Genomic DNA, 25,621 nt, shown 5'->3' with positions numbered 1-25,621 from the left:
GCACCCTGGACGCCGGAACAAGTCCGGGGTGACAAATTTACAGGTCAGGTGCTACTAAGCTCGGGGGGCGGCCCCCCCGCCCCGGCGCCCGGGGGGGGGCCGCGCGCGCCCCCGCGCCCCCCCCCCCGGCGGGGCGGGGGGGGGGGGCGCGGGCGCGGCCGCCGCCGCCGCGGGGGCGCCCCGGGGCGGGGGGCCGCCCCCGAGCTGAGTAGCACCTGACCTGTAAATTCGTCACCCCGGACTTGTTCCGGCGTCCAGGGTGCCGCGAGTAATGCCCTATGCGCCTCCAGTCGGCTCGCCCGCCGATCGCTGGGCCCCGGAACAAGTCTGGGGTGACGGATGGGGATGAGCGGATCGCGCGCCCACGTGTTTCTCGTCGCGCTGCTCCGCGAGCGCCTGCTGCCGGTGCCGTTCCGCATACCCCGCCCGCTGCGCCTCGTTCCGGGCGTCGCGACAGTGCGGACAGGCCACGCCCTCGACATAGTCCTGCGACTCGCAATCTTCGGGCGACACCGGCATCCGGCACGCCCGGCACAGCACGTGCGTGCCGGGCGAAAGCCCCTGCCCCACCGCCACCCGCTCGTCGAAGACGAAGCACTCCCCCGTCCACAGGCTCTCCGCCACGGGCACCTCCTCCAGATAGCGCAGAATGCCGCCCTTAAGGTGGTGGACCTCGTCCACGCCTTCGCGCTTGAGCAAGGCGGTTGCCTTCTCGCAGCGGATACCTCCGGTACAGAACATGGCCACGCGCTTGCCCACCAGCTCCTCGCGGTGTGCGCGAAACCAGGCAGGGAAGTCGGCGAAGCCCGCGGTGCCCGGGTCGATCGCACCGGGAAACGTGCCGACCGCGACCTCGTAAGCGTTGCGTGTGTCGATCACGACCGTGTCCGGATCGGCGACGAGCGCGTTCCACTCCGCTGGCGCGACGTAGCTTCCCGCGTTTGCCGGATCGACGGCCTGACCCATCGTCACGATCTCGCGCTTCACCCGGACCTTGAGCCGGTGAAACGGCATGCGCGCGGCAGTCGAGCGCTTGACGTCGAGGTCCGCGCAGCCGGGCAGCGCGCGCAGGTCCGCCAGAACGGCGTCGATCGCGTGCGGTGCGCCAGCGATCGTGCCGTTGATCCCTTCGCTCGCCAGCAGCATGGTGCCGCGGATGCCGAGCGCCTCGCACCGCGCGGCGACCCGCCCCCGAATGGTATGCGGATCGTCGAACCGGGTGAATCGGTACAACGCGGCGACAGCGATCACAGGCGGTCGAAGTCGATCGGCTGCGTGCGGTCCAGCGTCCTCGGCGCCTCCGGCATCGGGTATTTGAGGCCCGTCGCGCAGTTGAACAGCACGACGCGCTCGTCCTCGTCGACCTCGCCGGAGCGCAGCGCCTCCCTATACGCCGCCAGCGTCGCGCCGCCTTCGGGACACAGCAGCAGCCCGTCCTTGCGCGCGCAATCGTCCACCGCCTTCAGGATCGCAGGATCGCCCACGCCGAGCGCCTTGCCCCCGCTCTCGCGCACCGCGCGCAGGATCAGGAAATCGCCGACCGCCTTCGGCACGCGGATGCCCGCCGCAACGGTGTGCGCGTCCTCCCAGCGCTCGGCATGCTCCTTACCCTCCTCGAAGGCGCGGACGATCGGCGCGCACCCGCTCGCCTGCACCGCGTACATCCGCGGGCGTTCAGGCCCGATCCAGCCCATCGCCTCCAGCTCGGCGAACGCCTTCCACATGCCGATCAGACCGGTGCCGCCGCCGGTCGGATAGAAGATCGCATCGGGCAGTTGCCAGCCGAACTGCGCGGCGAGCTCCAGCCCCATCGTCTTCTTGCCCTCGATCCGGTACGGCTCCTTGAGCGTCGAGAAGTCGAACCAGCGTCCCTCGGCCGCACCCTTGCCGACGATCGCGCCGCAATCGTCGATCAGGCCGTTGACCCGCCACACCCGCGCGCCCTGCACCGCGATCTCGCGAACGTTAACCTCGGGCGTGTCGGCGGGGCAGAAGACGATCGTCTCGATGCCCACGCGTGTCGCGTAGGCGGCAAGCGCTGCGCCCGCGTTGCCGTTGGTCGGCATCGCGATCTTGGTGACGCCGAGCTCCTTGGCCATCGCCACCGCCATCACGAGCCCGCGCGCCTTGAAGCTGCCGGTCGGCAGGCGCCCTTCGTCCTTGACCAGCACGTTGGGACCGCCCGACGCCGGGATCGGCACCAGCGGCGTCTCGATCTCGCCCAGGCTGACGATGTTTTCGGTATGCCGCACCGGCAGCAGTTCGCGCCAGCGCCACAGGTCGGTCGCACGCGCCTCCAGCGTGGTTTTGGGCAGCGCAGCAGCGGCAGCGGGCAGGTCGTAGCGGACGAGCAGCGGCCTGCCGAACCGCGACAGGCCATGCAGCTGGTCCGCCTCGTAGCGCTCGCCGGTCATCGAGCATTCGAGATGGGTGACGAAGGTCGGGCGGTCGGTGGTGATGTTGGGGTTCATGCGCATCCATTCGCCTTGTTCGTCGTTTGTACGCTGTTACGGGTTGAAAGACGCGTGGATTGAACCGCTATTACGCGATATAATAGCGTATGCCGAGCGAGTTCGATCCCGACAAGAATGTCGTGAATATCGCTAAACACGGTGTCCCGCTAACCTTCGGCGACCAAGTCATTGCCGATCCGGATCATGTGATCATTCCGACGACCCGGATGAAGGACGAGGAATTTCGCTTCAAGGCGGTAGGGCTGGTGAATGGAAAGCTATGGACCGCGATCCACGTTCATCGCGGCCCCCGTATACGGTTCATATCGGTCAGGAGAAGCAATGATGGCGAGCGACGGATCTACAATCGCGCTTAAGGCCGATGCCGATGATCCCGAGGATCGGGATGTCACGGTGGAAGCGGTGGAACAGGCATTGGCGGAGCGTCGAGCGCGACGCCGCAGCCCGCAACGCGCGCCCGTCAAGCATGGAGCCGCGATCGCACCGCGTCCGTAGCCGACTTGCGGCGCAGTCCCCAACCGCCGGACAGTGCGCTGTCCGGCGACGCCCTAATCGTCGTCGAACTCCAGAGCGGCCGCTGCGCCGCCGGTCAGATCGTTCGGCCGGTTCGGTTCCACCGGCACGCTCTCGCCCGCCTCGCCGTCAAACCGCTTGCGAAGGTGCCGCACCCGCTCGACGACGATCCGCGCAAAGGCTCGCTCCTGCGCAATTCGCAGGCGTTCCTGCGAAGATCGGCGTGGCGCATGATCCGGCGTCGGCATGTCAGTCTCCTTGCTTCGCCACCCCCACCAGCGCCGGGCGCAGCAGCCGGTCCTTGATCATGTAGCCCGACTGCATTTCCTGGACGATCATGCCCGATGGCTGGTCGCTCGGCACCTCCAGCATCGCCTGGTGCTTGTTGGGGTCGAGCGCCTCGCCCATCGCCGCGATCTTGGTGATGCCGTGGCGCGCGAAGACGCTGTCGAGCTCGCGGCCGGTCGCCTCCAGCCCGGTGACGAGGCCCTTCATCTTTTCGTCCGCGCGCAGGTCCGCCGGGATCGCAGCGAGGCCGCGCGACAGGTTGTCGGCGACCGACAGCACGTCGCGCGCGAACGCCGTCGCGGCATAGGCGCGGGCGTCCTGCGCATCCTTCTCGGCGCGGCGGCGGATGTTCTGCACCTCGGCCTGGGCGTAGAGCGTCTGCTGCTTCGCCTCCGCCAGCTCGGCCTCGAGCTTCGTGGTGCGATCGTGCTCGGCCACTTCGGGTGCTTCGGCGGCGGTCTCTTCGCGGAGTTCGGTCTGTTCGGTGTCTGCCATGTCGGTCCCTGTAAATGCAGCGCCTCAGATGGGTTCAACCCATCAATCGGGCAAGCGTCGCCGCCGTGAAATCCACCATTGGCACGACGCGCGCATAGTTCAACCGCGTCGGGCCGATGACGCCGACGACGCCGATCACTTGCCCATCGAGCCCGCGGAACGGCCGTGCGATCACCGACGATCCGCTGAGCGCGAACAATTTGTTCTCCGCACCGATGAAGATGCGGGTCGCATCGCCCGCGCGCGCCGAATCGAGCAGGGTCGCGACCTCCTGCTTGCCCTCCAGGTCGTCGAGCAGGTCGCGGACGCGCTCCAGGTCGGCCGCCGCCGCGGCGTCGACCAGGCGGCCTTGGCCGCGGACGATCAGCACCGGGCGGCGCGCGCCGTCCTCGCTCCAGATGGCAATGCCACGCTCTACCAGCGCGCGCGCGACGCCGTCGACCGCGGCGCGTCCATCGGCCATCTCGCGCTCGATCCGGCTCCGCGCCTCGCCCAGCGTCAGCCCGCCGAGCGTCGCCGACATGTAATTGCCCGCCTCGATCAGTGCCCCCGGCGACGTGCCCGGCGACAGCGCGATCACGCGATTCTCGACCGATCCATCCTCGGCGACGAGCACCGCCAGCGCCTGCGTCTCCGACAAGGGCACAAAGGCGATCGAGCGCAGCGTCAGCTCGCGCTTGGGCACCAGCACCAGCCCCGCGCAGGCCGACAGCCCCGACAAGGCCGAGGTCGTCGCGGCGAGCGCCTCCTCCACCGGCCCGCCCCGCCCCGCACGCGATTCGATCGCCGCGCGCTCGTCGGCGGAGGGTTCAAGCGCCTGCATCATCCCGTCGACGAACAGCCTGAGGCCGCGCTCGGTCGGCAGCCGCCCCGCGCTGGTATGCGGGCTCGCGAGCAACCCGCGCTCTTCCAGTTCCTGCATGACGTTGCGGATCGATGCGGGCGACAGGTTCAGCCCCGAAGCCACCGCGATCGTCTTCGACCCCACCGGCGTGCCGTTCGCCAGATAGCTGTCGACGACCACGCGGAACACGTCGCGCGCGCGGTCGGTCAGCTCGGAGACGGGCGGGCCCATCGCCGTAGTCTAGGCTGGCGGCGCGTCTAGGGGAAGGTCGTGCGGCATCGCATCCAGAGCCCCCGCGTGCTGCGCTTCAACGATAGAGTCGCACGCCGCTCCACGACACACTCGGGACCAGGTCTCGCAACCGCCCCTGGCCATTCAGTAGATAGGCCAGGATCGCGGATCGCTCCACCAGCCGAACGTGGAGCGCGTAGCCGGCCGCGAGCGTGATCGCGACGGTCGCGACATAGTGCGCGGTCGTTCCCCACCCGACGTTGCCGAGCAACGCCCAGACCAGCGCGATGAAGAAGAAGTGGGTGATGAACATCGTGTAGGATGCCTGCGAGAACCGGATAATCGCCGGCGACACCCGCCGGATGCGCACGGCATGTCCGAGAACGAGGAGCGTGGCGGGCACTGCAATCAGTGCCTTGCTGACCCAGCCGAACACGCGCCCGCCGCCCAGCACATTCTCCTCCGCATACGGGAACACTTGCGCGCCGCGCAGCACGTACATCGCACCGATCGCCGCCACCCCGGCCAGTACGAGGCCGAGCAGCAGATTCTGGTGCCCGAGGCATCGCTCGGCAAACCTGGGCTGTCGGCCGATCTGCCATCCCAGCAGATAGAAGACGAGGTAATAGGGCAGCCGCGCGCCGGTTTCCGCAAAGGCATGCATCAGCGCTGCACCTGCCCGGCTCGTGTAGGCGCTAGCCGCATCCACGTCGATAAAGACCTGTTCGAGGTACGCGCATGCCAGTGACAGCGCGCAGAGCGCGACGATCAGCATGCCAGGCTGGACTGCGCTCGATCGTCCCTGGAGCATATTGGCCACCGCTGCCTCGAAGCGCCGTAAAGGCCCGGGATTGGCCCAGAGCGCCGCAGCGATCACGCTGCAGCCCATCAGCACCGGCAGGAACCACAGGTGCAGGATCGGCAGGTGAACCACGGGCACCGCCAGCGGCCGGCCGCTGCGCTGATCGGCGGCCCAACCCATCAGCACGCTCGTCGGCACGTTCAGCAAGACCAGCGCAACCACCGCGGGAACGCCGAGTGTCACCGATCGCTTCGCCAGCCAACGCGGCCCACCCTGCTTGGCCAGCGAGAACGTCGCCAGCAGCCCGGAGATCGCGAAAAAGGCCTCCATCCGGAACTTGTGCGTCGCCACCCCGACCCACTGATACCAGCCGGCCGGATCGGTCGCCGCATGCAAGGCATGCCCAACGCAAGCAGAACCGCCCGCCAGGCGTCGACCCCCTCAAGGCGACGCCCCGCCATCACAACCCCCACGCCCCACTCCGTCCTACGCAATGATACAAAGCGGCGCCCTTACCGACCGTCTCGAAATGAGACAAGATCGTTGTCCTTCAACGACGATTGCAGATTTACTCCTGTCAAAAGGTTAATTCCGCAGCATCGTCACGGCTTGTCGGCCGCGCACTGCGCAACCGCGACCGCTGCCCGCCGGTCTGCGCCGTGCGAACCGAGCTTCCTCGTTCATCTCGGGCGCAGCCAGCGTACGGCTTGCTTCACCGCGCCGAGGGCATTGTCCCCCGGACGCCAGGCGCCTGTGCCAATTCCGGCGTTTCCCGTCAGGAACGCTGGCTTTTCTCTTGAGGCGCGCGCGTTACAGCCGCATCGGGGAATCAGGGGGAATCAACACGATGCGACTCAGTCGCCGCCGTTTCACGTCGGGTGCCATCTGCGCGCTCGGCATGCCGCTGTTCCTGGAAGGATGCGGCGGTGGTGCTGGCGCCGGCGAGGCGCCGATCGGCGTCGTCCCGGCGCCGATGCCGGTTCCCACCGCCACGCCGACTCCGGTCCCCCCGCCGGCCTCGGCGCCGGTGCCCCCACCGGCGCCGTCCGCTGCGGTTCCGGCGAAGACGATCTCGCCTACCGCGGTGACGATCGCCTTTGCCGGTTCGAGCAGCCCCGAACGATATCTGACCCGTTACGATGGCCCGGTCGCCGATGGCGCGGTGCTCGCATCCAGCGACGGCATCGGGTTCGCCCCGCTGCTGCTCGGCGCCTTCGGCAAGGCCGCGGGCCGCACGATCGCGGCGACCACCGGTCGAACCGTCCGGTTCATCCGCGGTGGCGTGGGCGGCAGCACGCTGGCGCAATGGGCAGCACCCGGGGCAGCGGTCCGCAGCGACCTGGCGCGCAAGATCGTCGCGGCGGGCGGCGCGGACGCGGTGCTGATCCAGGTCGGCTGGAACGATGCCGCGGCCAGGATCGTCGTCGGCCTCGATACGCAGCAGGCGCTGCTGCGCACGCTGATCGCCGGGCTGCGCGCCGAGACCGGCTTGCCCGATCTCACGGTATTTCTCGGGGCGACCCAGGGCGCGCCCGGCGGCGACGATGCCCAGCACGCACAACTGGCGATCCAGCGTCAGGTCGAGCTGGCGGTGGCGAAGAGCGATGCCGGTGTCCGCTACGCCTTCTCGACCTACGACCTGCCGACCATCGACGCGATCCATCAGACCGAGCGGTCGCAAATCCTGTCCGGCGGCCGCTTCGCCGCGCAGGTCGTCGCCTGGCTGCAAGGCTCCGCGCAACGCCGCGGACCGCAACCGCTCTCCGCCAATCCTGCAAGCACGACGCAAACCGATGTGACGATCCGCCACGTCGGCGGCTCCGATTTCACACCATCGTCCGACATCACGGGCTTTTTCGTGACGACGCCCACGAAAGTCTGTCCGATCATCAGCGCGGTCCGAACCTCGCCGACGACGATCCGGCTGACGCATGGCTCCAGCGAAGGCGCTGCGGTTCGGGTGTCGCACGCGCTGTTCGTGGAAAGCGGTTACGACACCACGGTACGCGACAACAGCGTCGACACGCTCCCGCTCGAACCGTCGCCGGGGTGGCTGCCGCTCGCGGCCTAGCGCGGTGGGTCGGTTCGGATCGGCACCATCCGGGCTGGCGTGGCCCGGCATGGAACGCTAGGCGGACCGCCGAACCGATCAACACAGGACAGCCCTATGCGCCCCAGCGGCCGCGCCCCCGACCAGATGCGCAGCGTCACCATCGAACCGCGATTCACCAAGCACGCCGAAGGATCGGTGCTGATCGGCTTCGGCGACACAAAGGTGCTGGTCACCGCCAGTATCGAGGAACGCGTGCCGCCGTTCCTGCGCGGCAAGGGCGAAGGCTGGGTGACCGCCGAATACGGCATGCTCCCCCGCGCCACCCACACCCGCAGCAATCGCGAAGCGGCCAAGGGCAAGCAATCGGGGCGGACGCAAGAGATACAGCGGCTGATCGGGCGGTCGCTGCGGGCGGTGACCGACATGAAGCTGCTCGGCGAGCGCCAGATCGTCCTCGATTGCGACGTGATCCAGGCCGATGGCGGCACCCGCACGGCCTCGATCTCGGGCGCGTGGGTCGCTTTGCGGATGGCGGTCGACGGGCTGATGAAGGCGGGCAAGCTCTCGGTCGACCCGATCGCGCAGCAGGTGGCAGCGGTCAGCTGCGGCATCTACAAGGGCACGCCGGTCCTCGACCTCGTTTACGACGTGGATTCGAGCGCCGACGCGGACGCCAATTTCGTCCTGCTCCAGAACGGCAACATCGCCGAGGCGCAGGCGACCGCCGAGGGCGCGACCTACGACGAGGAGGCGCTGCTCCGCCTGTTGCGACTGGCACGGATGGGCTGCGCGGACATCTTTCGCGCGCAAGCGGACGCAGTGAAATGAGTGCAGAGGGCGACGTCCCCCAAGCCATCCGCAAGCTCCAACCCGGCAAGCTGGTGATCGCGAGCCACAACAAAGGCAAGGTGCGTGAGCTGACCGCGCTGCTCGGCCCCTACGGCGTCGAGCCGATATCGGCCGCCGACCTCGACCTGCCCGAGCCGGTCGAGACGGGGACCACCTTCTTCGCCAACGCCGAGCTGAAGGCGCGCACCGCCGCGGACCTGTCGGGCTATCCCGCGCTGGCCGACGACAGCGGGCTGTGCGTCGATGCGCTGGGCGGCGATCCCGGTGTCTATACCGCGGACTGGGCGGAGACGCCGAACGGGCGCGACTGGACCTTGGCGATGCGCAAGGTCGAGGACGCGCTGGTGGCCAAGGGCCCTGAAGCGGGACGCGATGCGCATTTCGTCTGCGTGCTGGCGCTCGCCTGGCCCGACGGCCACGTCGAATGGTTCGAAGGCCGCGCCGAGGGCACGCTGACCTGGCCGCCGCGCGGCAGCGTCGGATTCGGCTACGATCCGGTGTTCGTGCCGCTCGGCGGCGAGCGCACCTATGCCGAGCTCGATCCGGCGGAAAAGCACGCGATCAGCCACCGCGCGGACGCGTTCCGGCAGCTTGTGGCAGCGGTGTTCTGATAATCCCTCTCCCTCCGGGAGAGGGAGGGAGCGCCAAAGGCGCGGAAGGGTGAGGGCGACCGATGCGGCGTTCGCCCTCACCCCTCGGCGCTGGCGCGCCTTGCCCCTCTCCCTACGGGAGAGGGGTTCAGAACGCCCGCTCGCCCACCACATTGCCCGGCGGCGAGTACCGGCACACCAGGTAATCGTCGGTCGCGTTGCTCGCCATCGCGCAACCGACCCGCGTCGAGCCGCGCCACACGATCTGCGTGTAGTGCGCGACATCCTGCCAGCGCCCGGTGCGGCTGAACCCCGGCGTCGGCGCATCGACGAAGTCGCGCCGCTCCGCCGCCCAATGCCCGAACCTCTCGTCATACCGATACGCGCCGCGCGTGCCGGTCCACAGGTTCTCGCCCTCGCGCCCCTGCCCCTGCGGCTGTTCGGCATGTTGGAAGCGGCCCGAGCGCGCCATCGCCTGCGCATAGCCGAGTGCATCGGCGGCGAGCGTATCGTCCCACGCGACCGGCGGCACCTCCACGGCGGTCCGCTCGCGGGCATGGCCGTCCATCATGGCACCGCGCAGGAGCGCAACGCCGCGGTCGGCGGGTGCAGTGGCGGTGCGGCGCTCGACGACGCGTTCGGGGCCACCGCCGGCGCACCCGGCGAGCAGGAGCAGGGCGAGCAGGTAGCGTTTGGCCGTCATGCGCGCCATATCGGCGGCACCATGGCTCTCGACAACCTCGCCCTCTACGTCCACTGGCCGTTCTGCGTCTCGCGCTGCCCCTATTGCGACTTCAACAGCCACGTCCGCGCGAGCGTCGACCAAGCCGCGTGGAAGGACGCATTGCTCGCCGACCTGGCGCACGAAGCGCGCGAACTGCCCGGGCGGCGGCTCGGTTCGGTGTTCTTCGGCGGCGGCACGCCGTCGCTGATGCCGCCCGCGACGGTGGCGGCGGTGCTCGACGCGGCCGAGCGGCACTGGGGCTTCGCGGACGATGTCGAGATCACGCTGGAGGCGAACCCGTCCTCGGTCGAGGCCGCACGCTTTGCCGATCTGGCCGCGGCGGGGGTCAACCGGGTGTCGCTGGGGCTGCAATCGCTCGACAATGCCGCGCTGCGCTTCCTGGCGCGCGCGCACGACGTGGCCGAGGGGCAGGCCGCGCTCGACGTCGCGCAAGCCGTGTTCCCGCGGGTCAGCTTCGACCTGATCTATGCCTTGCCAGGACAGACGCTGGCGGCGTGGCAAGCGGAACTGGCCCTCGCGCTGGCGCGGGGAACCGAGCATCTGTCGCTCTACCAACTAACCATTGAGCCCGGCACCCGCTTCGCAACCGAAGCGGCGGCCGGGCGCCTGACCATCCCCGATGGCGATGCCGCGGCGGACCTGTTCGAGGCGACCCGTGCGATGGCCGCGACGGCGGGGCTGCCCGCGTACGAAACTTCGAACCACGCGCGCGCCGGAGCGGAGAGCCGCCACAACCTGACCTATTGGCGCTACGGCGATTACGCGGGCGTCGGCCCGGGCGCGCACGGCCGGCGCGGCGGCCTGGCAACCCAGCGGCGCCGGAAGCCCGAGAACTGGCTCGCCGCGGTAGCCCGCAACCGCCACGGCATCGAGGTCGAGGACGCGCTCGACGCCTACCAGCGCGCGACCGAGGCGCTGGTGATGGGCTTGCGACTGCGCGAGGGGGTGGACCTGACGCGGATCGCGGCGCTCGCGGGCGGGGTCGCGCCGATCGACGATGCGGCGGTGACGCGGCTGGAGGGTCAGGGCTTGGTCGCGCGCGAAGGCTCCTGGCTGCGCGTCACCGAAGCGGGGGCGCTGCTGCTCGACGCGATCCTGCCGCTGGTGGTGCGGGATGCAGTGGTTGAAAATCCTGCCCCGTAGAGGGAGGAGTTTAGCGCCCGAACCCGGCCGGCGCGGGCGATACCACTGCGGTCGTGCCGCCGCGGATTTCCTTCACCTCCAGCGCACGTTCCGCGATGCCGTCACGGCCGAAGCGAAAGGCGCCGTCGATTCCCGAAAACCCATCCGCATCGCGCAGCCGCGCCTCGGGAAAGGGCGAACCCACCCGCCAGTCGCGCGCGATCCTGACCGTCAGCAGCACCGCGTCATAGCCCAGACTCGACAGCCGGTACGGTGTCGCGCCGAAGCGCGTGCGGTATTTGTTTGCGAACTGACGGTACAGCGTGTCGGAGACGCTGGCGTACCACGCGCCCGACAGCGGCGGCCGCGCGGCGATGCCGCTTTCCGAATTCCACAATTCGGTGCCCAGGATATGCGTGCCCGAATTGGCGCCGCGCTTCACCTGCGCCGCCGCCTGCGCCGCGGTCGCGCCGCCGTCGGCGATCAGCACCGCGCCGTACGCACCCTGCCCCGCCAGCCGCGCGGTGGCGGCGGTGACCCCCGCGGGCGTGCGTGCGAAGGTCTGGAGCGAGACGACCTGCCCGCCGGTGCTCTCCACCGCGCGCAGGAAGGCGGTCGACGCGCGCTGCCCGTACAGCCCGTTGGGCACGAGCCCGGCGAAGCTGGTGACCCCGCGCCCGCTGGCATAGCTCACCACCCGCCCGATCGACTGCACGGGCGCATAGCCCATCAGATACGTCCCCCCGCCCGCGACGCCCGCATCGTTGGAGAAACTGAGCACCGGCACCCGCGCCGCCCGCGCGACCGGCGCGACCGCGCGGACGTCGTCGGCGAGCAGCGGCCCCAAGATTAGCTGCGCGCCATCGGCGATCGCGCGGCGCGCGGCCACCGCGGCTCCGGCGGCGGTGTCGTAGTTGGTCACCCGCACCGATTGGTTCTGGGTATCGAGCAGCGCCAGCATCGTCGCGTTGGCAATCGACTGCCCGACGCCCGCATTGCCGCCCGAAAGCGGCACGAGCAGCGCGACTCGGTTGCGCTGGACGTCGCGCGGAATGCCTGCCTGCACCTCGTCGTCGATCGGCGATGCAGCGGCGGCACGCGGCGGCGGCGCCGCGACCGGCGCACGCGGCACCACCGTCGAGCAGGCGGCGAGCAGCCCTGCCGCCGCGGCTACGAACGTCGGCGTCAGCCCCCGCCCGAAACGGCGGGCGACGCGAAACAATTGCGTGTGCTTCGTCGCGTCTGCCATGGTCTCTCCGATGAACGCCCCACTCGATCCCGGTCTCTACATCGTCGCGACCCCCATCGGCAATCTCGGCGATCTCAGCCCGCGCGCCGCCGATGTCCTCGCGCGCGCCGACGTGATCGCGGTCGAGGACAGCCGCGTCACCGCCGGCTTGCTCCGCCACATCGGCGTCAAGCGCCCGATGACCCCGTACCACGACCATAATGCGGAAGGCGTGCGTCCGGGCTTGGTCGCGCGGATGGCCACCGAATCGGTCGCGCTGGTGTCCGACGCGGGCACGCCGCTGATCTCCGACCCCGGCTACAAACTGGTCCGCGATGCGCGTGCGGCGGGGCATACGGTGGTGACGATCCCGGGCCCGTGCGCGGCGGTGGCGGCGCTGACGCTCGCCGGGCTGCCGACCGACCGCTTCCTCTATCTCGGCTTCCTGCCGCCCAAGGAAAAGGCCCGCGCCGACGCGATCGCCGAGGTCGCGGGCATACGTGCCACGCTGGTGCTCTACGAATCGGGGCCGCGGCTCGGCGCCTGCCTGGCCGCGCTCGCCGCAGGGCTCGGCGAGCGCGAAGCGGCGGTGACGCGCGAGATCACCAAGCGCTTCGAGGAAGCGGTGACGGGCACGCTGTCGACGCTCGCCGCCCGCTACGCCGATGCGCCGCCGCCGCGGGGCGAGATCGTCGTCATCGTCGCGCCACCGGGCGAAGCGGAGCCCGCCAGCGAAGCCGACGGCGACGCCGCGCTCGCCGAAGCGCTGACTCGCCTACCCGCGTCGAAGGCGGCGGGCGAAGTCGCCAAGGCGCTCGGGCTCGACCGCAAGACGCTGTACGCGCGGGCGCTGGAGATGAAACAATGATTGCGATTGCATTGCTACTTCAGGTCGCCAGCATCGAGCAATTCGACATGGAGCCGACCGCACCGACAGCGGCGTGGCTGACAGGCGTCTGGCTCCATAGCGCCGACAGCAGCGATCTCGACCGTGTCGCTTGCAACAGCGGGACCTTGTTCGAGTACAAAGCCGATGGCAGGACCGCTTTCTTCGAAGGAGAAGGGCGATGGCGGCTCCGTAACGGTACGTTGACGGAAACGATCACCAGTATCGATCCGGAGTCTGGGGAACCCGAGCTCGCGGCAGAGATCGGTAAAGCGGGTCGTAGCCGCCTGATCCGACTCGGTCCGCACGAAGCGGTCCGCATCTTTCTGGATGGCAGCCGCGACCGCATGCTGCGTTGTCGACCCGGCGATATCCAGTGACAGATAAGCGCCGCATGGCCGAAGCGGCTGGCCGCCGCGGCGAGCGGCTGGCGGGGTGGTGGCTGCGACTCAAGGGCTGGACGATCCTCGACCGGCGCGTCCGAACCAAGGCCGGTGAGGTCGACATCGTCGCGCGCCGCGGCAACCTGATCGCGTTCGTCGAGGTAAAGGCGCGCGCGACAGCCGCCGAACTCGATTACGCCATCGACGAACGCCGCCTTGCCCGCGTCGCCGCCGCGGCGGAGGTGCTGATGGAGCGCTACGCCCGCCCCGGCGACGACATTCGCGTCGACGTCATTCTGCTCGCGCCCGGAACGCGTCCGCGGCATATCGAGAACGCGTGGATCGGTTAGTGTCGTGGCGCAGGCTGTCCTACACGGCTGCGCGCCGCTAACCGGGCAGGATGAGGCCATATGCCACCTTCCCGTCGCGCTTCGAAGTGCATTGCGCCTGCGCAACAAAGTTTCAGCCAGGCGCAACGCAATTACCGAACGGGCGCGACATGTGCGTCACGTTGGCGAAACTGACGCTGCCTTCGCCAGGCCACGCCCCCCGCGACTCGGCACACCCGCGTCATGACAAGCTCCCGCGCACACCCTATCTGCGCCGCTCCCGGATGAAGGACTCTGCATGACCCTGACCGTCGCCGTCCAGATGGACCCGCTCGCCGGCATCGCCATCGCGGGGGATTCCAGTTTCGCGCTGATGCTGTCGGCGCAGGCCCGCGGGCACCGGCTGTTTCATTACACTGCCGAGGACCTCAACTGGTCCGATGGCCACCTGTGGGCACAGGCGCACCCGGTCACCGTCCAGCGGATCGAGGGCGACCATTTCCGCTTCGACGATCCCGTCCGTCTCGATCTGGGCGACGAGGCAGATGTCGTGCTGATGCGGCAGGACCCACCGTTCGACCTGGGCTACATCACCGCCACCCACCTGCTGGAGCGGATCGCCGACCGGACGCTGGTCGTCAACGACCCGGCCAGCGTCCGCAACGCGCCCGAGAAGGTCTTCGTCCTCGACTACGCCCGCTTCATGCCGCCGACCCTGGTCACCCGCAGCCTCGACGAGGCGCGGCGCTTCCTGGCAGAACATGGTGCAATCGTCGTCAAGCCGCTCCACGGCAACGGCGGCAAGGCGATCTTCAAGGTCGAATCGGACGGCGCCAACCTGTCCGCGCTGATCGAGGTGTTCAACCAGACCTGGCGCGAACCGCACATGATCCAGGCGTTCCTGCCCGACGTGGCGAAGGGTGACAAGCGCATCGTCCTGGTCGATGGCGAAGTCGCGGGCGCGATCAACCGCTTGCCCGGCGAAGGCGAAATCCGCAGCAACCTGGCCGTCGGCGGGTCGGCAGAGAAGACCGAGTTGACCGAAACGGAGCGTGAAATCTGCGCCGCGCTCGGCCCCGAGCTCAAACGCCGCGGGCTCCTGTTCGTCGGTATCGACGTGATCGGCGGCAGGTGGCTGACCGAGATCAACGTCACTTCGCCGACCGGCATCGTCGCGATCGAGCGGTTCGACGGCACCGACGTTGCGGGGATGATCTGGGACGCGATCGAGGCGAAAGCCGCGGCGCGGCGTTGACGCCGGCATGACCCAGTTCATCGTCAACCTGATCGCCTGGGGCGGCTATCTCGGCATTTTCCTGCTAGTGGCGCTGGAAAACATCGCGCCGCCGATCCCGTCCGAGGTGATCATGGGCCTCGGCGGCATCGCCGTGGCGCAAGGGCATTTTGCCTTCGTGCCGCTGGTGCTCGTCGCGACTGCCGGATCGGTGGCGGGCAATTACGTCTGGTATTCGATCGGCCGCCGCATCGGTTACGAGCGCCTGCGTCCCTTCGTCGAGCGCCAGGGGCGCTGGCTGACGATGACGTGGTCCGACGTCGAACGGCTGCACGATTTTTTTGTCAAGCACGGGCAGTGGGTCGTGTTCGTCTTCCGCTTCATGCCCGCGTTCCGGACGATCATCTCGCTGCCTGCGGGCATGACCTGGATGCCGCGATGGAAATTCCTGGTGTGGACCGCGGCGGGCAGCGCGATCTGGAACAGCGTCCTCGCTGGCGCGGGCATGGTACTCGGCACGCGGTTTCGCGAACTCGACCGCTATATCGGGCCGGTGTCGGTGGCGATCGTCGTCGTGATCGTCGTGGCCTATCTGTGGCGGGTCGCAACGTGGAAGCCCAATGCTTAGGCCCGTGGATGCGCGTTGCGATAAACGTCCATCAGGTGCGCGGCGTCGACCTGGGTATAGACCTGGGTCGAGCCGAGACTCGCATGGCCGAGCAGCTCCTGAAGCTGGCGCAGATCCGCCCCGCGCCCGAGCAGATGGGTCGCGAAGCTGTGGCGCAGCGCATGCGGGGTCGTCCGCTCGCCGAGCCCGAGCCGCCGTCGCGCCCCCCGCACCGAACGCCGGATCACCGCAGGCGAAAGCGGACCGCCTCGAGCCCCGCGGAACAGCGGCGCATCGCGCGCGACCGGCCACGGCGAAGCCTCCGCATAGGCCTCGATCGCCTCGCGCACTCGCGCTAGCAGCGGCACGACCCGGGTCTTGGCGCGTTTCCCCGTCACCGCGATCGTCTCGCCTAGCGGCAATGCGGCACCGGTCAGCGCCAGCGCCTCGGAAATGCGCAAGCCAGCACCGTAGAGCAGCAGCAGCAGCGCCCAATCGCGCGAGGCGATCCACGGTTCTGCCGCGTCCTCCGCAACGTCGCCGGCCAGCGCCAGCACCTCGTCGGGCGAGATCGGCCGCGGCACCCCGCGCTTGACCTTTGGCCCGCCGATCCGGGGCGTCGCGCCTGCGCCGTTCGCCCAGCCCAGGAACGCGCGCACCGCCGACAGCTCGCGCGCCGCCGATGCGTTGGTCAGCCCGTCGCTTCGCCGCCGTGCCAGATACGCACGCAGGTCCGCGGATGTCGCCTTCGCCAGCGCCGCGCGATCGGCGGGGCCGGCCCAATGGTCGGCCAGGAATGCCGTCAATCGTTCCGCGGTCGCGGTATAGGCGCGCACGGTATGCGGCGACCGCCTGCGCTCGTGCGCCAGATGCGCGGCGAAACGAAGGGGAAGGTCGATCATCGTGGTTCGGGGTACAAGCGCGGTTACGGACAAACAAACCTTAATCTGTTCGGGCTAGCGCATCGGCTTATGGACATTGCTTCGCCCTTCGAGCTGGCCGAGACCCGGCGGCTGACCGCGCTGCATGCGCTCGACCTGCTCGACACCGCGCCCGAGGAGGAGTTCGACGCGATCACGCGGCTGGCGGCGGCCGCGACGGGCAGCGCGAGTGCGTTTCTCTCGCTGATCGATCGCGACCGCATGTGGGTAAAGGCGCAGACCGGCGGCGTTCCGACCGTGGTGCCGCGCCTCGAGTCGATGTGCGACACCACGATCGGCAGGAACGCGCCGCTGGTCGTCGACGACCTCGTCGCCGACCCGCGCTTCTGCGATCACTGGCTGATCGAAGCGGGCACCCGCTTCTACGCCGGCCTGCCGCTGCGCGTGACGGATCGGGACGGGGTTCGTCAGCCAGTGGGCGCATTGTGCGTCCTTCATCCCCATCCGCGAACGCTGAACGCAGCCGAACGGCAGGCGCTGGACGATCTCGCCGTTTTGGCCGAATCGCTGATGGTGTCGCGCGGCGCGGCGCGCGAGGCGGTGGGTCATGCGGTCGCGCTGGAACGCCAGCAGCGCATCTTCCGCCAGGCCGAACGGATGGCGCGGATCGGCTGGTGGCGGCTGAACCTTGCAGACGAGCGGGTGGAATGGTCCGACGGCGTGTTCCGCATCCACGATCTGGACGTCGGCCAAGACCCCACCCTGGCGAGCGCGTGCGAATTCTATCCACCACAGGCGCGCGCGGTGGTCAGCCGCTCGCTCGCGCACACCATAGAAACTGGGCAGTCGTTCGACTTCGAGGTCGATTTCCTGTCCGCCAAGGGTGTGGAACGCCGGGTCCGCTCCATGGGCGAGATCGAATGGACCGACGGCTACCCGGCCGCGGTGATCGGCGTGTTTCAGGATGTCAGCGAGGAATACGCGCTCGTGCAGGCCTTGCGCCGCAGCGCCGACAGCGATCCGTTGACCCACATGCCCAATCGGACGGTGTTCAACCGGACGCTGGAGACCGCCGTCGCCGCGGCGCGGGCGCATGCTGCACCGCTGGCGCTGGTGCTGATCGATCTCGACGATTTCAAGTGCGTCAACGATACCTTCGGCCACCCCGCCGGCGACGAGGTCCTGAAGACGATCGCGCGACGGCTGCATGCGCCGTGGCTGAAGGATTGCTGCTCGGCGCGGCTGGGCGGCGATGAGTTCGCGGTGATCGTCGACGATCCGGCGTTGCTGGACGACGCCGCCGCGCTGGTCGCTCGGCTGGAAAACGAGTTGCGGATCACCACGATGGCGGACGACCGGACGATGGAGACCGGCGCCAGCATCGGCCTGGCCATGTTCGAGCCGGCCCGCTTCGCATCGCTGCGCGACTTCATCCATGCCGCGGACGAAAGCCTGTACGCTGCGAAACGGCGCCGCATCGGCGAACGGCGCGCGGCGTAGTACCGGGTTCACGCAGGCGCCCCGACGCCCCATATGCACGAGCGATGTCGCGTGCCCGTGTTCTCGTTCTCAACGCCGCGCTCGGCCCGCTCGATTACCGCGTGCCGCACGGGATGACGGTGGAGCCCGGGTCGATCGTGGTCGCGCCGCTGGGGCCCAGGCAATTGCTCGGCGTGGTGTGGGAGCCCGAGCGGATGCCCTCGGATGCGGAGGTCGGCGACAACCGCCTGCGCCCGTTGCTGGGGGTGGCGGATGCGCCGCCATTGGGGGCGGCGCTGCGACGGCTGGTCGAATGGACCGCGGCCTATTACCTCGCGTCGCCCGCGTCGGTGGTGCGGATGGCGGTGGCGTCGACCTCGGCGCTGGAAGGCGCACGGACCGCCACCGAATATCGCGCCACCGGCGTGGTACCCGAGCGGCTGACGCCGCAGCGCGCACAGGCACTGGAGCGGATCGGCGAGCGACAGGGATTGATCCGTGAGCTGGCGGCCGTTGCGGGCGTATCCGACGCGGTGATCCGCGGGCTGTGCAAGGCGGGCGCGATCGAGCCCGTCGAGGTCGACATCGACAGCCCCTTCCCGCTGCCCGATCCCGCCCACGGCGCGCCCGATCTGTCCCCCGACCAGCAGGCCGCCGCCGGTACGCTGGTCGAAGCGGTCGCCGCGCGCCGGTTCGAGCCGACGTTGCTCAACGGAGTCACCGGATCGGGCAAGACAGAGGTGTATTTCGAAGCCGTCGCGCAGGCGATCCGCAATGGCCGCCAGACGCTAGTGCTGCTCCCCGAGATCGCGCTGACCGAGCCGTTCCTCAAGCGCTTCCACGACCGCTTCGGTTGTGAGCCGGTCGCGTGGCATTCGGGGCTGCGCTCCACCCAGCGCCGCCGCGCATGGCGGGCGATCGCAACCGGTGAGGCGCTGGTCACGGTCGGCGCGCGCTCGGCGTTGTTCCTGCCCTATGCGAACCTGGGGCTGATCGTCGTCGACGAGGCGCACGAGACCAGCTTCAAGCAGGAGGACGGCGTCCATTATCACGCCCGCGATGTCGCGGTAATGCGGGGCAAGTTCGAGGGTTGTCCGGTGATCCTCGCCTCGGCCACTCCTGCGATCGAGACTCGCCAGCAGGTCGAGCTCGGGCGGTATGCCGAGCTTAAGCTACCGGGAAGGTACGGTGCGGCGGAGATGCCGGCGATCGAGGCGATCGACCTGATCCATGAGCCGCCCGAGCGGGGGCGCTGGTTGAGCCCCAGGCTGGTCGCGGCGATGGAGGCGACGCTCGCGAAGGGGGAGCAGTCGCTGCTGTTCCTCAACCGCCGCGGCTATGCGCCGCTGACCTTGTGCCGGACGTGCGGGCATCGCTTCCAATGCCCGAACTGCACGGCGTGGATGGTCGAGCACCGCCTCACCCGCCGCCTCGCCTGCCACCATTGCGGCCACATCGAGCCGGTGCCCCGCGTCTGCCCCGAATGCCAGGGCGAGGACACGCTGGTCGCCTGCGGGCCCGGGGTTGAGCGAATCGCCGACGAGGTCGCGGCGCTGTTCCCGGCCGCGACGACCGCGGTCGTCACCTCCGACACGATCTGGAGCCCGGCCAAGGCGGCGGAGTTCGTCGGGCGGATGGAAGCGGGCGACATCGACATCGTCGTCGGCACCCAGTTGGTGACTAAAGGGTATCACTTCCCCAACCTGACGCTGGTCGGGGTCGTCGATGCCGACCTGGGGTTGGAGGGCGGCGACTTGCGGGCGGCAGAGCGGACCTTCCAGCAGATCCGGCAAGTGTCGGGCCGCGCCGGGCGGGGAAGCAAGCCAGGGCACGTCTTCATTCAGACCCACAGCCCCAAGGCGCAGGTGATGCAGGCGCTGATCACCGGCGACGCCGACGCCTTCTACGAAGCCGAAACCGAAGCCCGGCGCGATGCCGGCGCGCCGCCGTTCGGGCGCTATGCCGCGATCATCGTGTCGTCGGAAGATCGGGCAACGGCGCACGAGACCGCAGTGGCCATCGGCCGTGCCGCGCCCCGCGTCGACGGCATGGCGGTCTACGGCCCCGCCCCCGCCCCGCTGGCGATGCTGCGCGGGCGGCATCGCTATCGCTTGCTCGTCCATGCCCGCCGCGCGCTCGATGTGCAGGACGTTATCCGCGACTGGCTGGGCGCGCTGCAATGGCCGCCCAAGGTGCGAGTGACGGTGGATATCGATCCTTACAACTTCCTGTAGCGGCTTCCGCCCTCTCCGGTGCAGCGCAGTAGCGGTTGGTTAACCACGCCTTGCTACGCAGCCTGCCTTGCCAAGGGAGCCAGACCGTGACCGCACACGCGATCGCCACCGATCCATCAAGCCTCAGGATCACGTCGCGCTTGACCATCCCCTGGCCGACCGCACTGTTCGGGGTTGCGCTGGTGCTGGGGATTGCGGCACGCGTGCAGTTCGGGCGGACCATGCCCTTGTGGTTCGACGAGACCTTCACCGCGACGATTGCGACCCAGCCGACCATTGCAGGTCTGGTACGCTGGTGCCTGACCGAAATGACCGGACCCGGTTTTTATGGATCTATGTGGCTGTGGGCCAAGTGTTTTGGCGCCAGCGACCTTGCGTTGCGTATGCCCAGCCTTCTGCTGTCGATCGGCGCACCGCTGCTGATCGCGCTGCGCGGCCATAAGGATCGCCGGGTGCGTCTGTTCTGGGCGAGCCTTGCGCTGCTCTGGCTGCCGTCGCTGCTCTTCGCAAACGACGCCCGGCCCTATGCGCAGCTGTTCTTCCTCGCGTCGGTTCAGGCGATTGCGTTTACCCGCCTGATCGACCGACCGACCACCGTGGCGGCGCTGGCTTGGACATCGGTCACAGCGTTCCTGATCCTCACGCATTACAGCGCGATTCCGATCGGCGCGTGTCAGGGCCTGGCCTATCTCCTGCTGCATCGGCGTGCCGCCGTGGCGACCTGGCCGGCGCTCGTCCCGTTCGTTCCCGTGGGCGTCTGGATGGGGTACCATGTGTCGTTCATGCTGGGCATGACCATGGGCCCGGGCAGCGCTTCGCCGAGCATCACGCCGTCCCAGTTGCTGAGCGCGCCGGGGATGATCTTTGGGCTGCAGGCCGTGGGCGTGATCCTGATCGGCGTCATGCTGGCGACCGCGTTCGTTCCCCGTTTTCGCCAACAAGGCATTCGCCTGGGGTCGACAGCGGATCTGGCGCTCGCCTCGACCGGGCTTGCGGCGGTTACCGGCGTTCTGGTGCTCGCAACGATGCACCTCGGCTTCGCGCCACGCTACCTCATGCCGATCATGCCGTCGCTTCTGTTCGGCGTGGCCCTGTGGGCGAGATGGAGCGTGCATGCGGATGGCCGCCCGGTCTTTGCCGTCTTCGCGGTGCTGGCCGCGCCCATGGTGACGTTGCTCTACACCTCCAGCACCAGCGGCGCGGTCGATGCCCGCCACCTGTTCAGCTTCGAACGCGCCTCAGCCTGGCTAATGGAGCGCAAGCCGCAGCGGCTGGTCTTCCTGTGGACCGACGAGATGGGCGATCGATCGGGTGACCGCAACGTTGCCGATATCGCGGGCTTCAGCTTCCGCCGCCGCGGTCAGCCGGTCGCGGTGACGGTAGTGCACCGGCTGCCGGGGCAGGATACGAGCGTGCGGGCCCGTGCGGCCGCCGGAGCCGACCCGCGCACTGCTATCCTCTGGATCGCCAACGACCGCGACCGGGCGGATCGCACGATCCCGCGGGTCGCTCAGCAGGACGCAAGCTGGACGTGCCGAGAGTTCGGCGAGCAGGCGCTGACCGTCACCGCCTGCCAACGATAATCAGTCCGCGTGCTCGGCCAGCACCGTCAGTCCCTTGCCGTCGACCTCGGCAAAACCGCCGCGGATCGCGATCAGCTCAGGGACGGCATTCGCGGCACGATAGACCTGGAGCTCGCCATCGCGGATCGTCGACATGACGGGGGCGTGACCCTCCAGCACGCCGAAGTCGCCGTCCGTGCCGGGAACGGTGACCATGTGGACCTCCTCCGAACGGAGCAGCTTCTCGGGAGTGACGAGTTCGAAATGGAGCATCAGAAGCCTTCGGGAAGTTGAACATTGGGCGGAATGGCCACGACGCTGGTGAACAGCTGCAACCGGCCGGACGCGATCTTCAAGGTTTGAAGGTTCAAGAGATACGGCAGGCCCCTCGCGTCGCGCCGCAGGAACATGCGCCGTTCCGCAACAGCGGATCCCCGAGTCGCCGACGGACCGGCCCGCCAGCCTGCGGCGACCAGCGCCTCACGAACGCGGTCGGCCCATTCGGCATCCTCATCGGCGAGCAGTAGGGCGCGGCAAGCGCCACCTTGCATCACGGCCACCGTCCTCGCTCCGCCATTGTCGCGCGAGGCGAGGTCGCCGCCGTAGATCATCTCCAGACCGCCCGACCCAAGAGCCTCGAACGTGTCCTTGGGCGTGCCCGGTTGCATTTCCAGCGCCTGCAAAGCAGTAGCCCGGGCCGCCAAAGTATCCACGCGCACGGGCGGCAGGTTCAGCGTGCCCGACGCCAATCCGTAGCAAACCCGGGTCGAGACATCAGCGACGTCCTGCGCCGGAGTCGTCGCCGGGGCCTGAACGGCCAGGGCAAACAGCGCTCCGGCAAGAGACATCACGCCTCGTGCGCCATCTTCTCGGCCTTGGCGACCGCCTCGTCGATGCCGCCGACCATGTAGAAGGCGCTCTCGGGCAAATGGTCGTATTCGCCATCGACGACCGCCTTGAACGAGCGGATCGTGTCCTCGATCTGGACGAACTTGCCGGGAATGCCGGTGAAGACCTCCGCGACGTGGAACGGTTGGCTGAGGAAGCGCTGGATTTTCCGCGCGCGCTGGACGGTCAGCTTGTCCTCTTCGCTCAGCTCGTCCATCCCGAGGATGGCGATGATGTCCTGCAGCGACTTGTAGCGCTGGAGCGTCGCCTGCACCGCGCGGGCGGTGTCGTAATGCTCCTGGCCGACGGTGCGCGGTTCGAGCACACGGCTGGTCGAATCGAGCGGATCGACCGCGGGATAGATGCCGAGTTCGGAGATCGCGCGGTTGAGCGTCGTGGTCGCGTCCAGATGCGCGAACGAAGTCGCCGGTGCCGGGTCGGTCAGATCGTCCGCGGGGACGTAGATCGCCTGCACCGAGGTGATCGAGCCCTTGTTGGTCGAGGTAATCCGCTCCTGCAGCGCGCCCATGTCGGTCGACAGCGTCGGCTGGTAGCCCACGGCGCTAGGGATGCGGCCGAGCAGCGCCGACACTTCGGCGCCCGCCTGGGTGAAACGGAAGATGTTGTCGACGAAGAACAGCACGTCCTGCCCTTCGACGTCGCGGAAATATTCGGCGATGGTCAGGCCGGACAGCGCGACGCGGGCGCGCGCCCCCGGCGGCTCGTTCATCTGGCCGAACACCAGCGCGACCTTCGATCCATCTGGCGTCGGATTGCCGTCGGCATCCTTGGCGATAACGCCTGCGTCGAGGAACTCGTGGTACAGGTCGTTACCCTCGCGGGTGCGCTCGCCGACGCCAGCGAACACGCTGACGCCGCCGTGGCCCTTGGCGATGTTGTTGATCAGTTCCTGGATCAGCACGGTCTTGCCGACGCCCGCGCCGCCGAACAGCCCGATCTTACCACCGCGCGCATAGGGCGCGAGCAGGTCGATGACCTTGATGCCCGTTACCAGAATCGCGCTCTCGGTCGACTGGTCGACGAAGTCGGGGGCCTTAGCGTGGATCGGGTGGCGCATGTCGGTGCCGACGGGGCCGCGCTCATCGATCGGCTCGCCGATGACGTTAAGGATGCGGCCGAGCGTGGCGGGGCCGACAGGCACGCTGATCTGCGAGCCGGTGTCGCGGACGGTCTGGCCGCGGGTCAGGCCTTCGGTGGCGTCCATCGCGATCGTCCGCACGGTGTTCTCGCCGAGATGCTGCGCGACCTCGAGCACCAGCCGGTTGCCGTTGTTGTCGGTCTCCAGCGCCGACAAGATCGCGGGCAGATTGTCCGGAAAATGCACGTCGACGACCGCGCCGATCACTTGGCTGATCGTGCCGGTGGTGTTGCTCTGGCCCGTCGTCTGGGTCGGGCGGATGTCTTCAGCGGCGGTTGCCATGTTCGTTCCTCAGTTCAATCTTGCTTATCAGTTGGCGCCCAGGACGCATTCGCCATCACGGACGATGTCCTCATGCATACGGTCCGGAGCGAGATCGAGTTCGCCCGGCCAAGTCACCGCACCCATATCGACCCGCGCCTCCGCAAAGAGTTCTGGGTCCACAAGATGCGCGAATACTCCACGGAAGAAGCTAGGCTCAAAGCGGACTACACCCTCGACGGTGTCTCGAAATCGGACCTGCATCGCACGGTCGCTCAGCAACCGCATGTCGACAACGCTCCAGGGTGCGCGTGAAACGATCGGTGGCATTACCGCAGCGGAACGATCCTCGCGGGCTGCTCGCCCACGCTCGCCGCCTGCCATGCCGCCATCAGTTCCGATTGATGCTCTCGCGTCCATTCAAGCACCATAGCTCGTGCGCGCCGCGGAAGCGATCCCGCGATCAGCGCGACTGCCTGTATATCGATCTGCGCTTCGTACTCGGCGTAGCGTGCATGGACGTGCGGCGGCGGGTGATCGGACCAGTATACGGTGATCACGATACCGTAGAATATCGAGAGGACCGGCAAGTGTCACAGTGCCTCCGCGCCCGAGATGATCTCGACCAGCTCGGTCGTGATCGCGGCTTGCCGCGTGCGGTTGTACTGGATCGAGAGGCGGTTGATCATGTCGCCGGCGTTCTTGGTCGCGTTTTCCATCGCGTTCATGCGGCTGCCCTGTTCGGACGCCGCATTCTCCAGCAGGGCGCGGAAGACCTGGATGGCGATGTTGCGCGGGAGCAGGTCGGCGAGGATTTCCTCCTCGCCGGGCTCGTAGTCGACGACCGCGGCGGCGGAAGGTGAGGCCAACGAGGCCTGCGACCCTATACTTCCGAGCGGCACCGGAATGATCTGGGCGCCGGTCGGCTCCTGGACCAAGGCACTGATAAACTTGGCATAAAACAGGTGCGCAACGTCGAACTCGCCCGCGGCATAGCGGGCGATCAGATCGTCGGCGACGGTGCGCGCGTCCTCGAAGGCGAGCTTCTTGATCGCGCCCATCTCGTGGTCGTGGAGGATCGCATCGGGGTAGAAGCGGCGCAGCACGCGGCCCTTCTTGCCCGCGAGATAGAATTTGACGGTCTTGCCCTGCGCGCTCAGTTCCTCGGCCTTGCGGCGGGCGGCGCGGACGATGTTGGTGTTGAACGCGCCCGCGAGGCCGCGCTCGCTGGTGGCGACGACAATCAGGTGGAGCTGGTCCTTGCCGGTACCGCCGAGCAGCGGCGACACGCCCGGGCCGGGGACGATGCGGCCCGCCAAGCTCGCCATCACCCGCTCCAGCCGCTCGGCATAGGGGCGACCGGCGACCGCCGCCTCCTGCGCGCGACGCAGCTTGGCGGCGGCGACCATCTTCATCGCCTTGGTGATCTTCTGCGTCGACTTCACCGAGCCGATGCGGATCTTGAGGGCCTTGAGGCTCGCCAT

General features: G+C 68.6%; 28 protein-coding genes. 13 read left to right on the top strand and 15 right to left on the bottom strand.

Going from position 1 to position 25,621, the window contains the following annotated elements; all coding sequences use genetic code 11:
• Positions 1-276: 276 nt before the first annotated feature.
• Together ACE5C1_RS10090 and ACE5C1_RS10085 are read right to left on the bottom strand one after the other, a co-directional pair.
• The gene (locus tag ACE5C1_RS10090) at positions 277-1,251 is read right to left on the bottom strand and encodes a rhodanese-related sulfurtransferase (protein WP_374943945.1); all 975 of its coding nucleotides are present in this window, start codon (positions 1,249-1,251) and stop codon (positions 277-279) included.
• Entirely contained in the window at positions 1,248-2,471 is a 1,224-nt protein-coding gene (locus ACE5C1_RS10085) for a threonine synthase (RefSeq protein ID WP_374943944.1), read from the bottom strand. Before ACE5C1_RS10085 ends, ACE5C1_RS10090 begins: the two co-directional genes overlap by 4 nt.
• A gap of 89 nt (positions 2,472-2,560) precedes the next feature.
• Between ACE5C1_RS10085 and ACE5C1_RS10080 the strand changes: the two genes are divergently transcribed.
• On the top strand, positions 2,561-2,830 hold the full coding sequence (locus tag ACE5C1_RS10080; protein WP_374943943.1) for a BrnT family toxin: 270 nt from the start codon (positions 2,561-2,563) through the stop codon (positions 2,828-2,830).
• 192 nt (positions 2,831-3,022) lie between these two features.
• Here ACE5C1_RS10080 and ACE5C1_RS10075 read toward each other — a convergent pair whose 3' ends face one another.
• The 4 genes from ACE5C1_RS10075 to ACE5C1_RS10060 form a co-directional block, all read right to left on the bottom strand.
• The gene (locus tag ACE5C1_RS10075) at positions 3,023-3,235 is read right to left on the bottom strand and encodes a hypothetical protein (RefSeq protein WP_374943942.1); all 213 of its coding nucleotides are present in this window, start codon (positions 3,233-3,235) and stop codon (positions 3,023-3,025) included.
• Between the two features lies 1 nt (position 3,236).
• Positions 3,237-3,770, bottom strand: coding sequence for a nucleotide exchange factor GrpE (gene grpE / locus ACE5C1_RS10070; protein WP_374943941.1), 534 nt, complete (start codon positions 3,768-3,770; stop codon positions 3,237-3,239).
• Positions 3,771-3,804: 34 nt separating this feature from the next.
• Positions 3,805-4,845, bottom strand: coding sequence for a heat-inducible transcriptional repressor HrcA (gene hrcA / locus ACE5C1_RS10065; protein ID WP_374943940.1), 1,041 nt, complete (start codon positions 4,843-4,845; stop codon positions 3,805-3,807).
• 76 nt (positions 4,846-4,921) lie between these two features.
• A complete protein-coding gene (locus tag ACE5C1_RS10060) occupies positions 4,922-6,043 on the bottom strand; it encodes an acyltransferase family protein (RefSeq protein WP_374943939.1) in 1,122 nt (373 codons plus the stop codon).
• Between the two features lie 451 nt (positions 6,044-6,494).
• Here ACE5C1_RS10060 and ACE5C1_RS10055 point away from each other — a divergent pair, with 451 nt between their 5' ends.
• The 3 genes from ACE5C1_RS10055 to rdgB all read left to right on the top strand — a co-directional run bounded on the left by ACE5C1_RS10055 (position 6,495) and on the right by rdgB (position 9,160).
• Entirely contained in the window at positions 6,495-7,718 is a 1,224-nt protein-coding gene (locus ACE5C1_RS10055; RefSeq protein ID WP_374943938.1) for an SGNH/GDSL hydrolase family protein, read from the top strand.
• A gap of 96 nt (positions 7,719-7,814) precedes the next feature.
• Entirely contained in the window at positions 7,815-8,528 is a 714-nt protein-coding gene (rph, locus tag ACE5C1_RS10050; RefSeq protein ID WP_374943937.1) for a ribonuclease PH, read from the top strand.
• Positions 8,525-9,160, top strand: coding sequence for an RdgB/HAM1 family non-canonical purine NTP pyrophosphatase (gene rdgB, locus ACE5C1_RS10045; RefSeq protein WP_374943936.1), 636 nt, complete (start codon positions 8,525-8,527; stop codon positions 9,158-9,160). Before rph ends, rdgB begins: the two co-directional genes overlap by 4 nt.
• Before the next feature lie 127 nt (positions 9,161-9,287).
• On the opposite strand, the gene ACE5C1_RS10040 is transcribed toward rdgB, so the two are convergent.
• The gene (locus ACE5C1_RS10040) at positions 9,288-9,842 is read right to left on the bottom strand and encodes a CAP domain-containing protein (protein WP_374943935.1); all 555 of its coding nucleotides are present in this window, start codon (positions 9,840-9,842) and stop codon (positions 9,288-9,290) included.
• Positions 9,843-9,863: 21 nt separating this feature from the next.
• Here ACE5C1_RS10040 and hemW point away from each other — a divergent pair, with 21 nt between their 5' ends.
• Positions 9,864-11,027 (top strand): radical SAM family heme chaperone HemW, encoded by a 1,164-nt coding sequence (hemW, locus tag ACE5C1_RS10035; RefSeq protein WP_374943934.1) that lies wholly within the window; start codon positions 9,864-9,866, stop codon positions 11,025-11,027.
• 10 nt (positions 11,028-11,037) lie between these two features.
• Here hemW and ACE5C1_RS10030 read toward each other — a convergent pair whose 3' ends face one another.
• A complete protein-coding gene (locus ACE5C1_RS10030) occupies positions 11,038-12,255 on the bottom strand; it encodes a penicillin-binding protein activator (protein ID WP_374943933.1) in 1,218 nt (405 codons plus the stop codon).
• 10 nt (positions 12,256-12,265) lie between these two features.
• On the opposite strand from ACE5C1_RS10030, the gene rsmI reads away from it, so the two are divergent.
• The 5 genes from rsmI (at position 12,266) to ACE5C1_RS10005 (ending at position 15,694) form a co-directional block, all read left to right on the top strand.
• Positions 12,266-13,102, top strand: a complete 837-nt coding sequence (gene rsmI, locus ACE5C1_RS10025) for a 16S rRNA (cytidine(1402)-2'-O)-methyltransferase (RefSeq protein ID WP_374943932.1) — start codon at positions 12,266-12,268, stop codon at positions 13,100-13,102.
• On the top strand, positions 13,099-13,500 hold the full coding sequence (locus tag ACE5C1_RS10020; RefSeq protein WP_374943931.1) for a hypothetical protein: 402 nt from the start codon (positions 13,099-13,101) through the stop codon (positions 13,498-13,500). Before rsmI ends, ACE5C1_RS10020 begins: the two co-directional genes overlap by 4 nt.
• Positions 13,501-13,514: 14 nt before the next feature.
• Complete coding sequence (locus ACE5C1_RS10015) at positions 13,515-13,853, top strand: YraN family protein (RefSeq protein WP_374943930.1); 339 nt, start codon at positions 13,515-13,517, stop codon at positions 13,851-13,853.
• Between the two features lie 277 nt (positions 13,854-14,130).
• Positions 14,131-15,087, top strand: a complete 957-nt coding sequence (gene gshB, locus ACE5C1_RS10010) for a glutathione synthase (protein ID WP_374943929.1) — start codon at positions 14,131-14,133, stop codon at positions 15,085-15,087.
• A gap of 7 nt (positions 15,088-15,094) precedes the next feature.
• Positions 15,095-15,694, top strand: a complete 600-nt coding sequence (locus tag ACE5C1_RS10005; protein WP_374943928.1) for a DedA family protein — start codon at positions 15,095-15,097, stop codon at positions 15,692-15,694.
• On the opposite strand, the gene ACE5C1_RS10000 is transcribed toward ACE5C1_RS10005, so the two are convergent.
• Entirely contained in the window at positions 15,691-16,575 is an 885-nt protein-coding gene (locus ACE5C1_RS10000) for a tyrosine-type recombinase/integrase (RefSeq protein ID WP_374943927.1), read from the bottom strand. The two genes, ACE5C1_RS10005 and ACE5C1_RS10000, sit on opposite strands and share 4 nt — an antisense overlap.
• Positions 16,576-16,644: 69 nt before the next feature.
• Here ACE5C1_RS10000 and ACE5C1_RS09995 point away from each other — a divergent pair, with 69 nt between their 5' ends.
• The 3 genes from ACE5C1_RS09995 to ACE5C1_RS09985 all read left to right on the top strand — a co-directional run bounded on the left by ACE5C1_RS09995 (position 16,645) and on the right by ACE5C1_RS09985 (position 21,850).
• Entirely contained in the window at positions 16,645-18,054 is a 1,410-nt protein-coding gene (locus ACE5C1_RS09995; protein ID WP_374943926.1) for a diguanylate cyclase domain-containing protein, read from the top strand.
• Positions 18,055-18,098: 44 nt separating this feature from the next.
• A complete protein-coding gene (locus tag ACE5C1_RS09990; RefSeq protein WP_374943925.1) occupies positions 18,099-20,267 on the top strand; it encodes a primosomal protein N' in 2,169 nt (722 codons plus the stop codon).
• An 86-nt stretch (positions 20,268-20,353) separates the two neighbouring features.
• Entirely contained in the window at positions 20,354-21,850 is a 1,497-nt protein-coding gene (locus ACE5C1_RS09985; RefSeq protein ID WP_374943924.1) for a hypothetical protein, read from the top strand.
• On the opposite strand, the gene ACE5C1_RS09980 is transcribed toward ACE5C1_RS09985, so the two are convergent.
• From ACE5C1_RS09980 to ACE5C1_RS09955, 6 genes are read right to left on the bottom strand one after another with little or no spacing between them, the layout of a single operon-like run.
• Entirely contained in the window at positions 21,851-22,102 is a 252-nt protein-coding gene (locus tag ACE5C1_RS09980) for an ATP synthase F1 subunit epsilon (RefSeq protein ID WP_374943923.1), read from the bottom strand. It abuts the gene before it with no gap.
• Positions 22,102-22,680 carry a hypothetical protein gene (locus tag ACE5C1_RS09975; RefSeq protein ID WP_374943922.1) on the bottom strand — a complete coding sequence of 193 codons (579 nt, stop codon included), beginning with the start codon at positions 22,678-22,680 and terminating at the stop codon, positions 22,102-22,104. Before ACE5C1_RS09975 ends, ACE5C1_RS09980 begins: the two co-directional genes overlap by 1 nt.
• The gene (atpD, locus tag ACE5C1_RS09970) at positions 22,677-24,158 is read right to left on the bottom strand and encodes a F0F1 ATP synthase subunit beta (protein WP_374943921.1); all 1,482 of its coding nucleotides are present in this window, start codon (positions 24,156-24,158) and stop codon (positions 22,677-22,679) included. The genes ACE5C1_RS09975 and atpD overlap by 4 nt, the downstream gene beginning before the upstream one ends.
• A 27-nt stretch (positions 24,159-24,185) precedes the next feature.
• Entirely contained in the window at positions 24,186-24,425 is a 240-nt protein-coding gene (locus tag ACE5C1_RS09965; protein WP_374943920.1) for a hypothetical protein, read from the bottom strand.
• 41 nt (positions 24,426-24,466) lie between these two features.
• On the bottom strand, positions 24,467-24,697 hold the full coding sequence (locus tag ACE5C1_RS09960) for a DUF4160 domain-containing protein (RefSeq protein WP_374943919.1): 231 nt from the start codon (positions 24,695-24,697) through the stop codon (positions 24,467-24,469).
• A 33-nt stretch (positions 24,698-24,730) separates the two neighbouring features.
• A complete protein-coding gene (locus tag ACE5C1_RS09955; protein WP_374943918.1) occupies positions 24,731-25,621 on the bottom strand; it encodes a F0F1 ATP synthase subunit gamma in 891 nt (296 codons plus the stop codon).

It is taken from the genome of Sphingomonas sp. (genome assembly GCF_964263785.1).
Lineage (GTDB): Bacteria > Pseudomonadota > Alphaproteobacteria > Sphingomonadales > Sphingomonadaceae > Sphingomonas.
The sequence above is the reverse complement of the archived record's forward strand: the minus strand, read 5'-3'. Positions and strand labels throughout refer to the sequence as shown.

Excerpts from the sequence above, each read along its gene's own strand:
- ACE5C1_RS10085 (WP_374943944.1), bottom strand. The coding sequence starts at position 2,471 with ATGAACCCCAACATCACCACCGACCGCCCGACCTTCGTCACCCATCTC.
- ACE5C1_RS10080 (WP_374943943.1), top strand. The coding sequence starts at position 2,561 with ATGCCGAGCGAGTTCGATCCCGACAAGAATGTCGTGAATATCGCTAAA.
- ACE5C1_RS10075 (WP_374943942.1), bottom strand. The coding sequence starts at position 3,235 with ATGCCGACGCCGGATCATGCGCCACGCCGATCTTCGCAGGAACGCCTG.
- grpE (WP_374943941.1), bottom strand. The coding sequence starts at position 3,770 with ATGGCAGACACCGAACAGACCGAACTCCGCGAAGAGACCGCCGCCGAA.
- hrcA (WP_374943940.1), bottom strand. The coding sequence starts at position 4,845 with ATGGGCCCGCCCGTCTCCGAGCTGACCGACCGCGCGCGCGACGTGTTC.
- ACE5C1_RS10055 (WP_374943938.1), top strand. The coding sequence starts at position 6,495 with ATGCGACTCAGTCGCCGCCGTTTCACGTCGGGTGCCATCTGCGCGCTC.
- rph (WP_374943937.1), top strand. The coding sequence starts at position 7,815 with ATGCGCCCCAGCGGCCGCGCCCCCGACCAGATGCGCAGCGTCACCATC.
- rdgB (WP_374943936.1), top strand. The coding sequence starts at position 8,525 with ATGAGTGCAGAGGGCGACGTCCCCCAAGCCATCCGCAAGCTCCAACCC.
- ACE5C1_RS10040 (WP_374943935.1), bottom strand. The coding sequence starts at position 9,842 with ATGACGGCCAAACGCTACCTGCTCGCCCTGCTCCTGCTCGCCGGGTGC.
- hemW (WP_374943934.1), top strand. The coding sequence starts at position 9,864 with ATGGCTCTCGACAACCTCGCCCTCTACGTCCACTGGCCGTTCTGCGTC.
- ACE5C1_RS10030 (WP_374943933.1), bottom strand. The coding sequence starts at position 12,255 with ATGGCAGACGCGACGAAGCACACGCAATTGTTTCGCGTCGCCCGCCGT.
- rsmI (WP_374943932.1), top strand. The coding sequence starts at position 12,266 with ATGAACGCCCCACTCGATCCCGGTCTCTACATCGTCGCGACCCCCATC.
- ACE5C1_RS10020 (WP_374943931.1), top strand. The coding sequence starts at position 13,099 with ATGATTGCGATTGCATTGCTACTTCAGGTCGCCAGCATCGAGCAATTC.
- ACE5C1_RS10015 (WP_374943930.1), top strand. The coding sequence starts at position 13,515 with ATGGCCGAAGCGGCTGGCCGCCGCGGCGAGCGGCTGGCGGGGTGGTGG.
- gshB (WP_374943929.1), top strand. The coding sequence starts at position 14,131 with ATGACCCTGACCGTCGCCGTCCAGATGGACCCGCTCGCCGGCATCGCC.
- ACE5C1_RS10005 (WP_374943928.1), top strand. The coding sequence starts at position 15,095 with ATGACCCAGTTCATCGTCAACCTGATCGCCTGGGGCGGCTATCTCGGC.
- ACE5C1_RS10000 (WP_374943927.1), bottom strand. The coding sequence starts at position 16,575 with ATGATCGACCTTCCCCTTCGTTTCGCCGCGCATCTGGCGCACGAGCGC.
- ACE5C1_RS09995 (WP_374943926.1), top strand. The coding sequence starts at position 16,645 with ATGGACATTGCTTCGCCCTTCGAGCTGGCCGAGACCCGGCGGCTGACC.
- ACE5C1_RS09990 (WP_374943925.1), top strand. The coding sequence starts at position 18,099 with ATGTCGCGTGCCCGTGTTCTCGTTCTCAACGCCGCGCTCGGCCCGCTC.
- ACE5C1_RS09980 (WP_374943923.1), bottom strand. The coding sequence starts at position 22,102 with ATGCTCCATTTCGAACTCGTCACTCCCGAGAAGCTGCTCCGTTCGGAG.
- atpD (WP_374943921.1), bottom strand. The coding sequence starts at position 24,158 with ATGGCAACCGCCGCTGAAGACATCCGCCCGACCCAGACGACGGGCCAG.
- ACE5C1_RS09965 (WP_374943920.1), bottom strand. The coding sequence starts at position 24,425 with ATGCGGTTGCTGAGCGACCGTGCGATGCAGGTCCGATTTCGAGACACC.
- ACE5C1_RS09955 (WP_374943918.1), bottom strand. The coding sequence starts at position 25,621 with ATGGCGAGCCTCAAGGCCCTCAAGATCCGCATCGGCTCGGTGAAGTCG.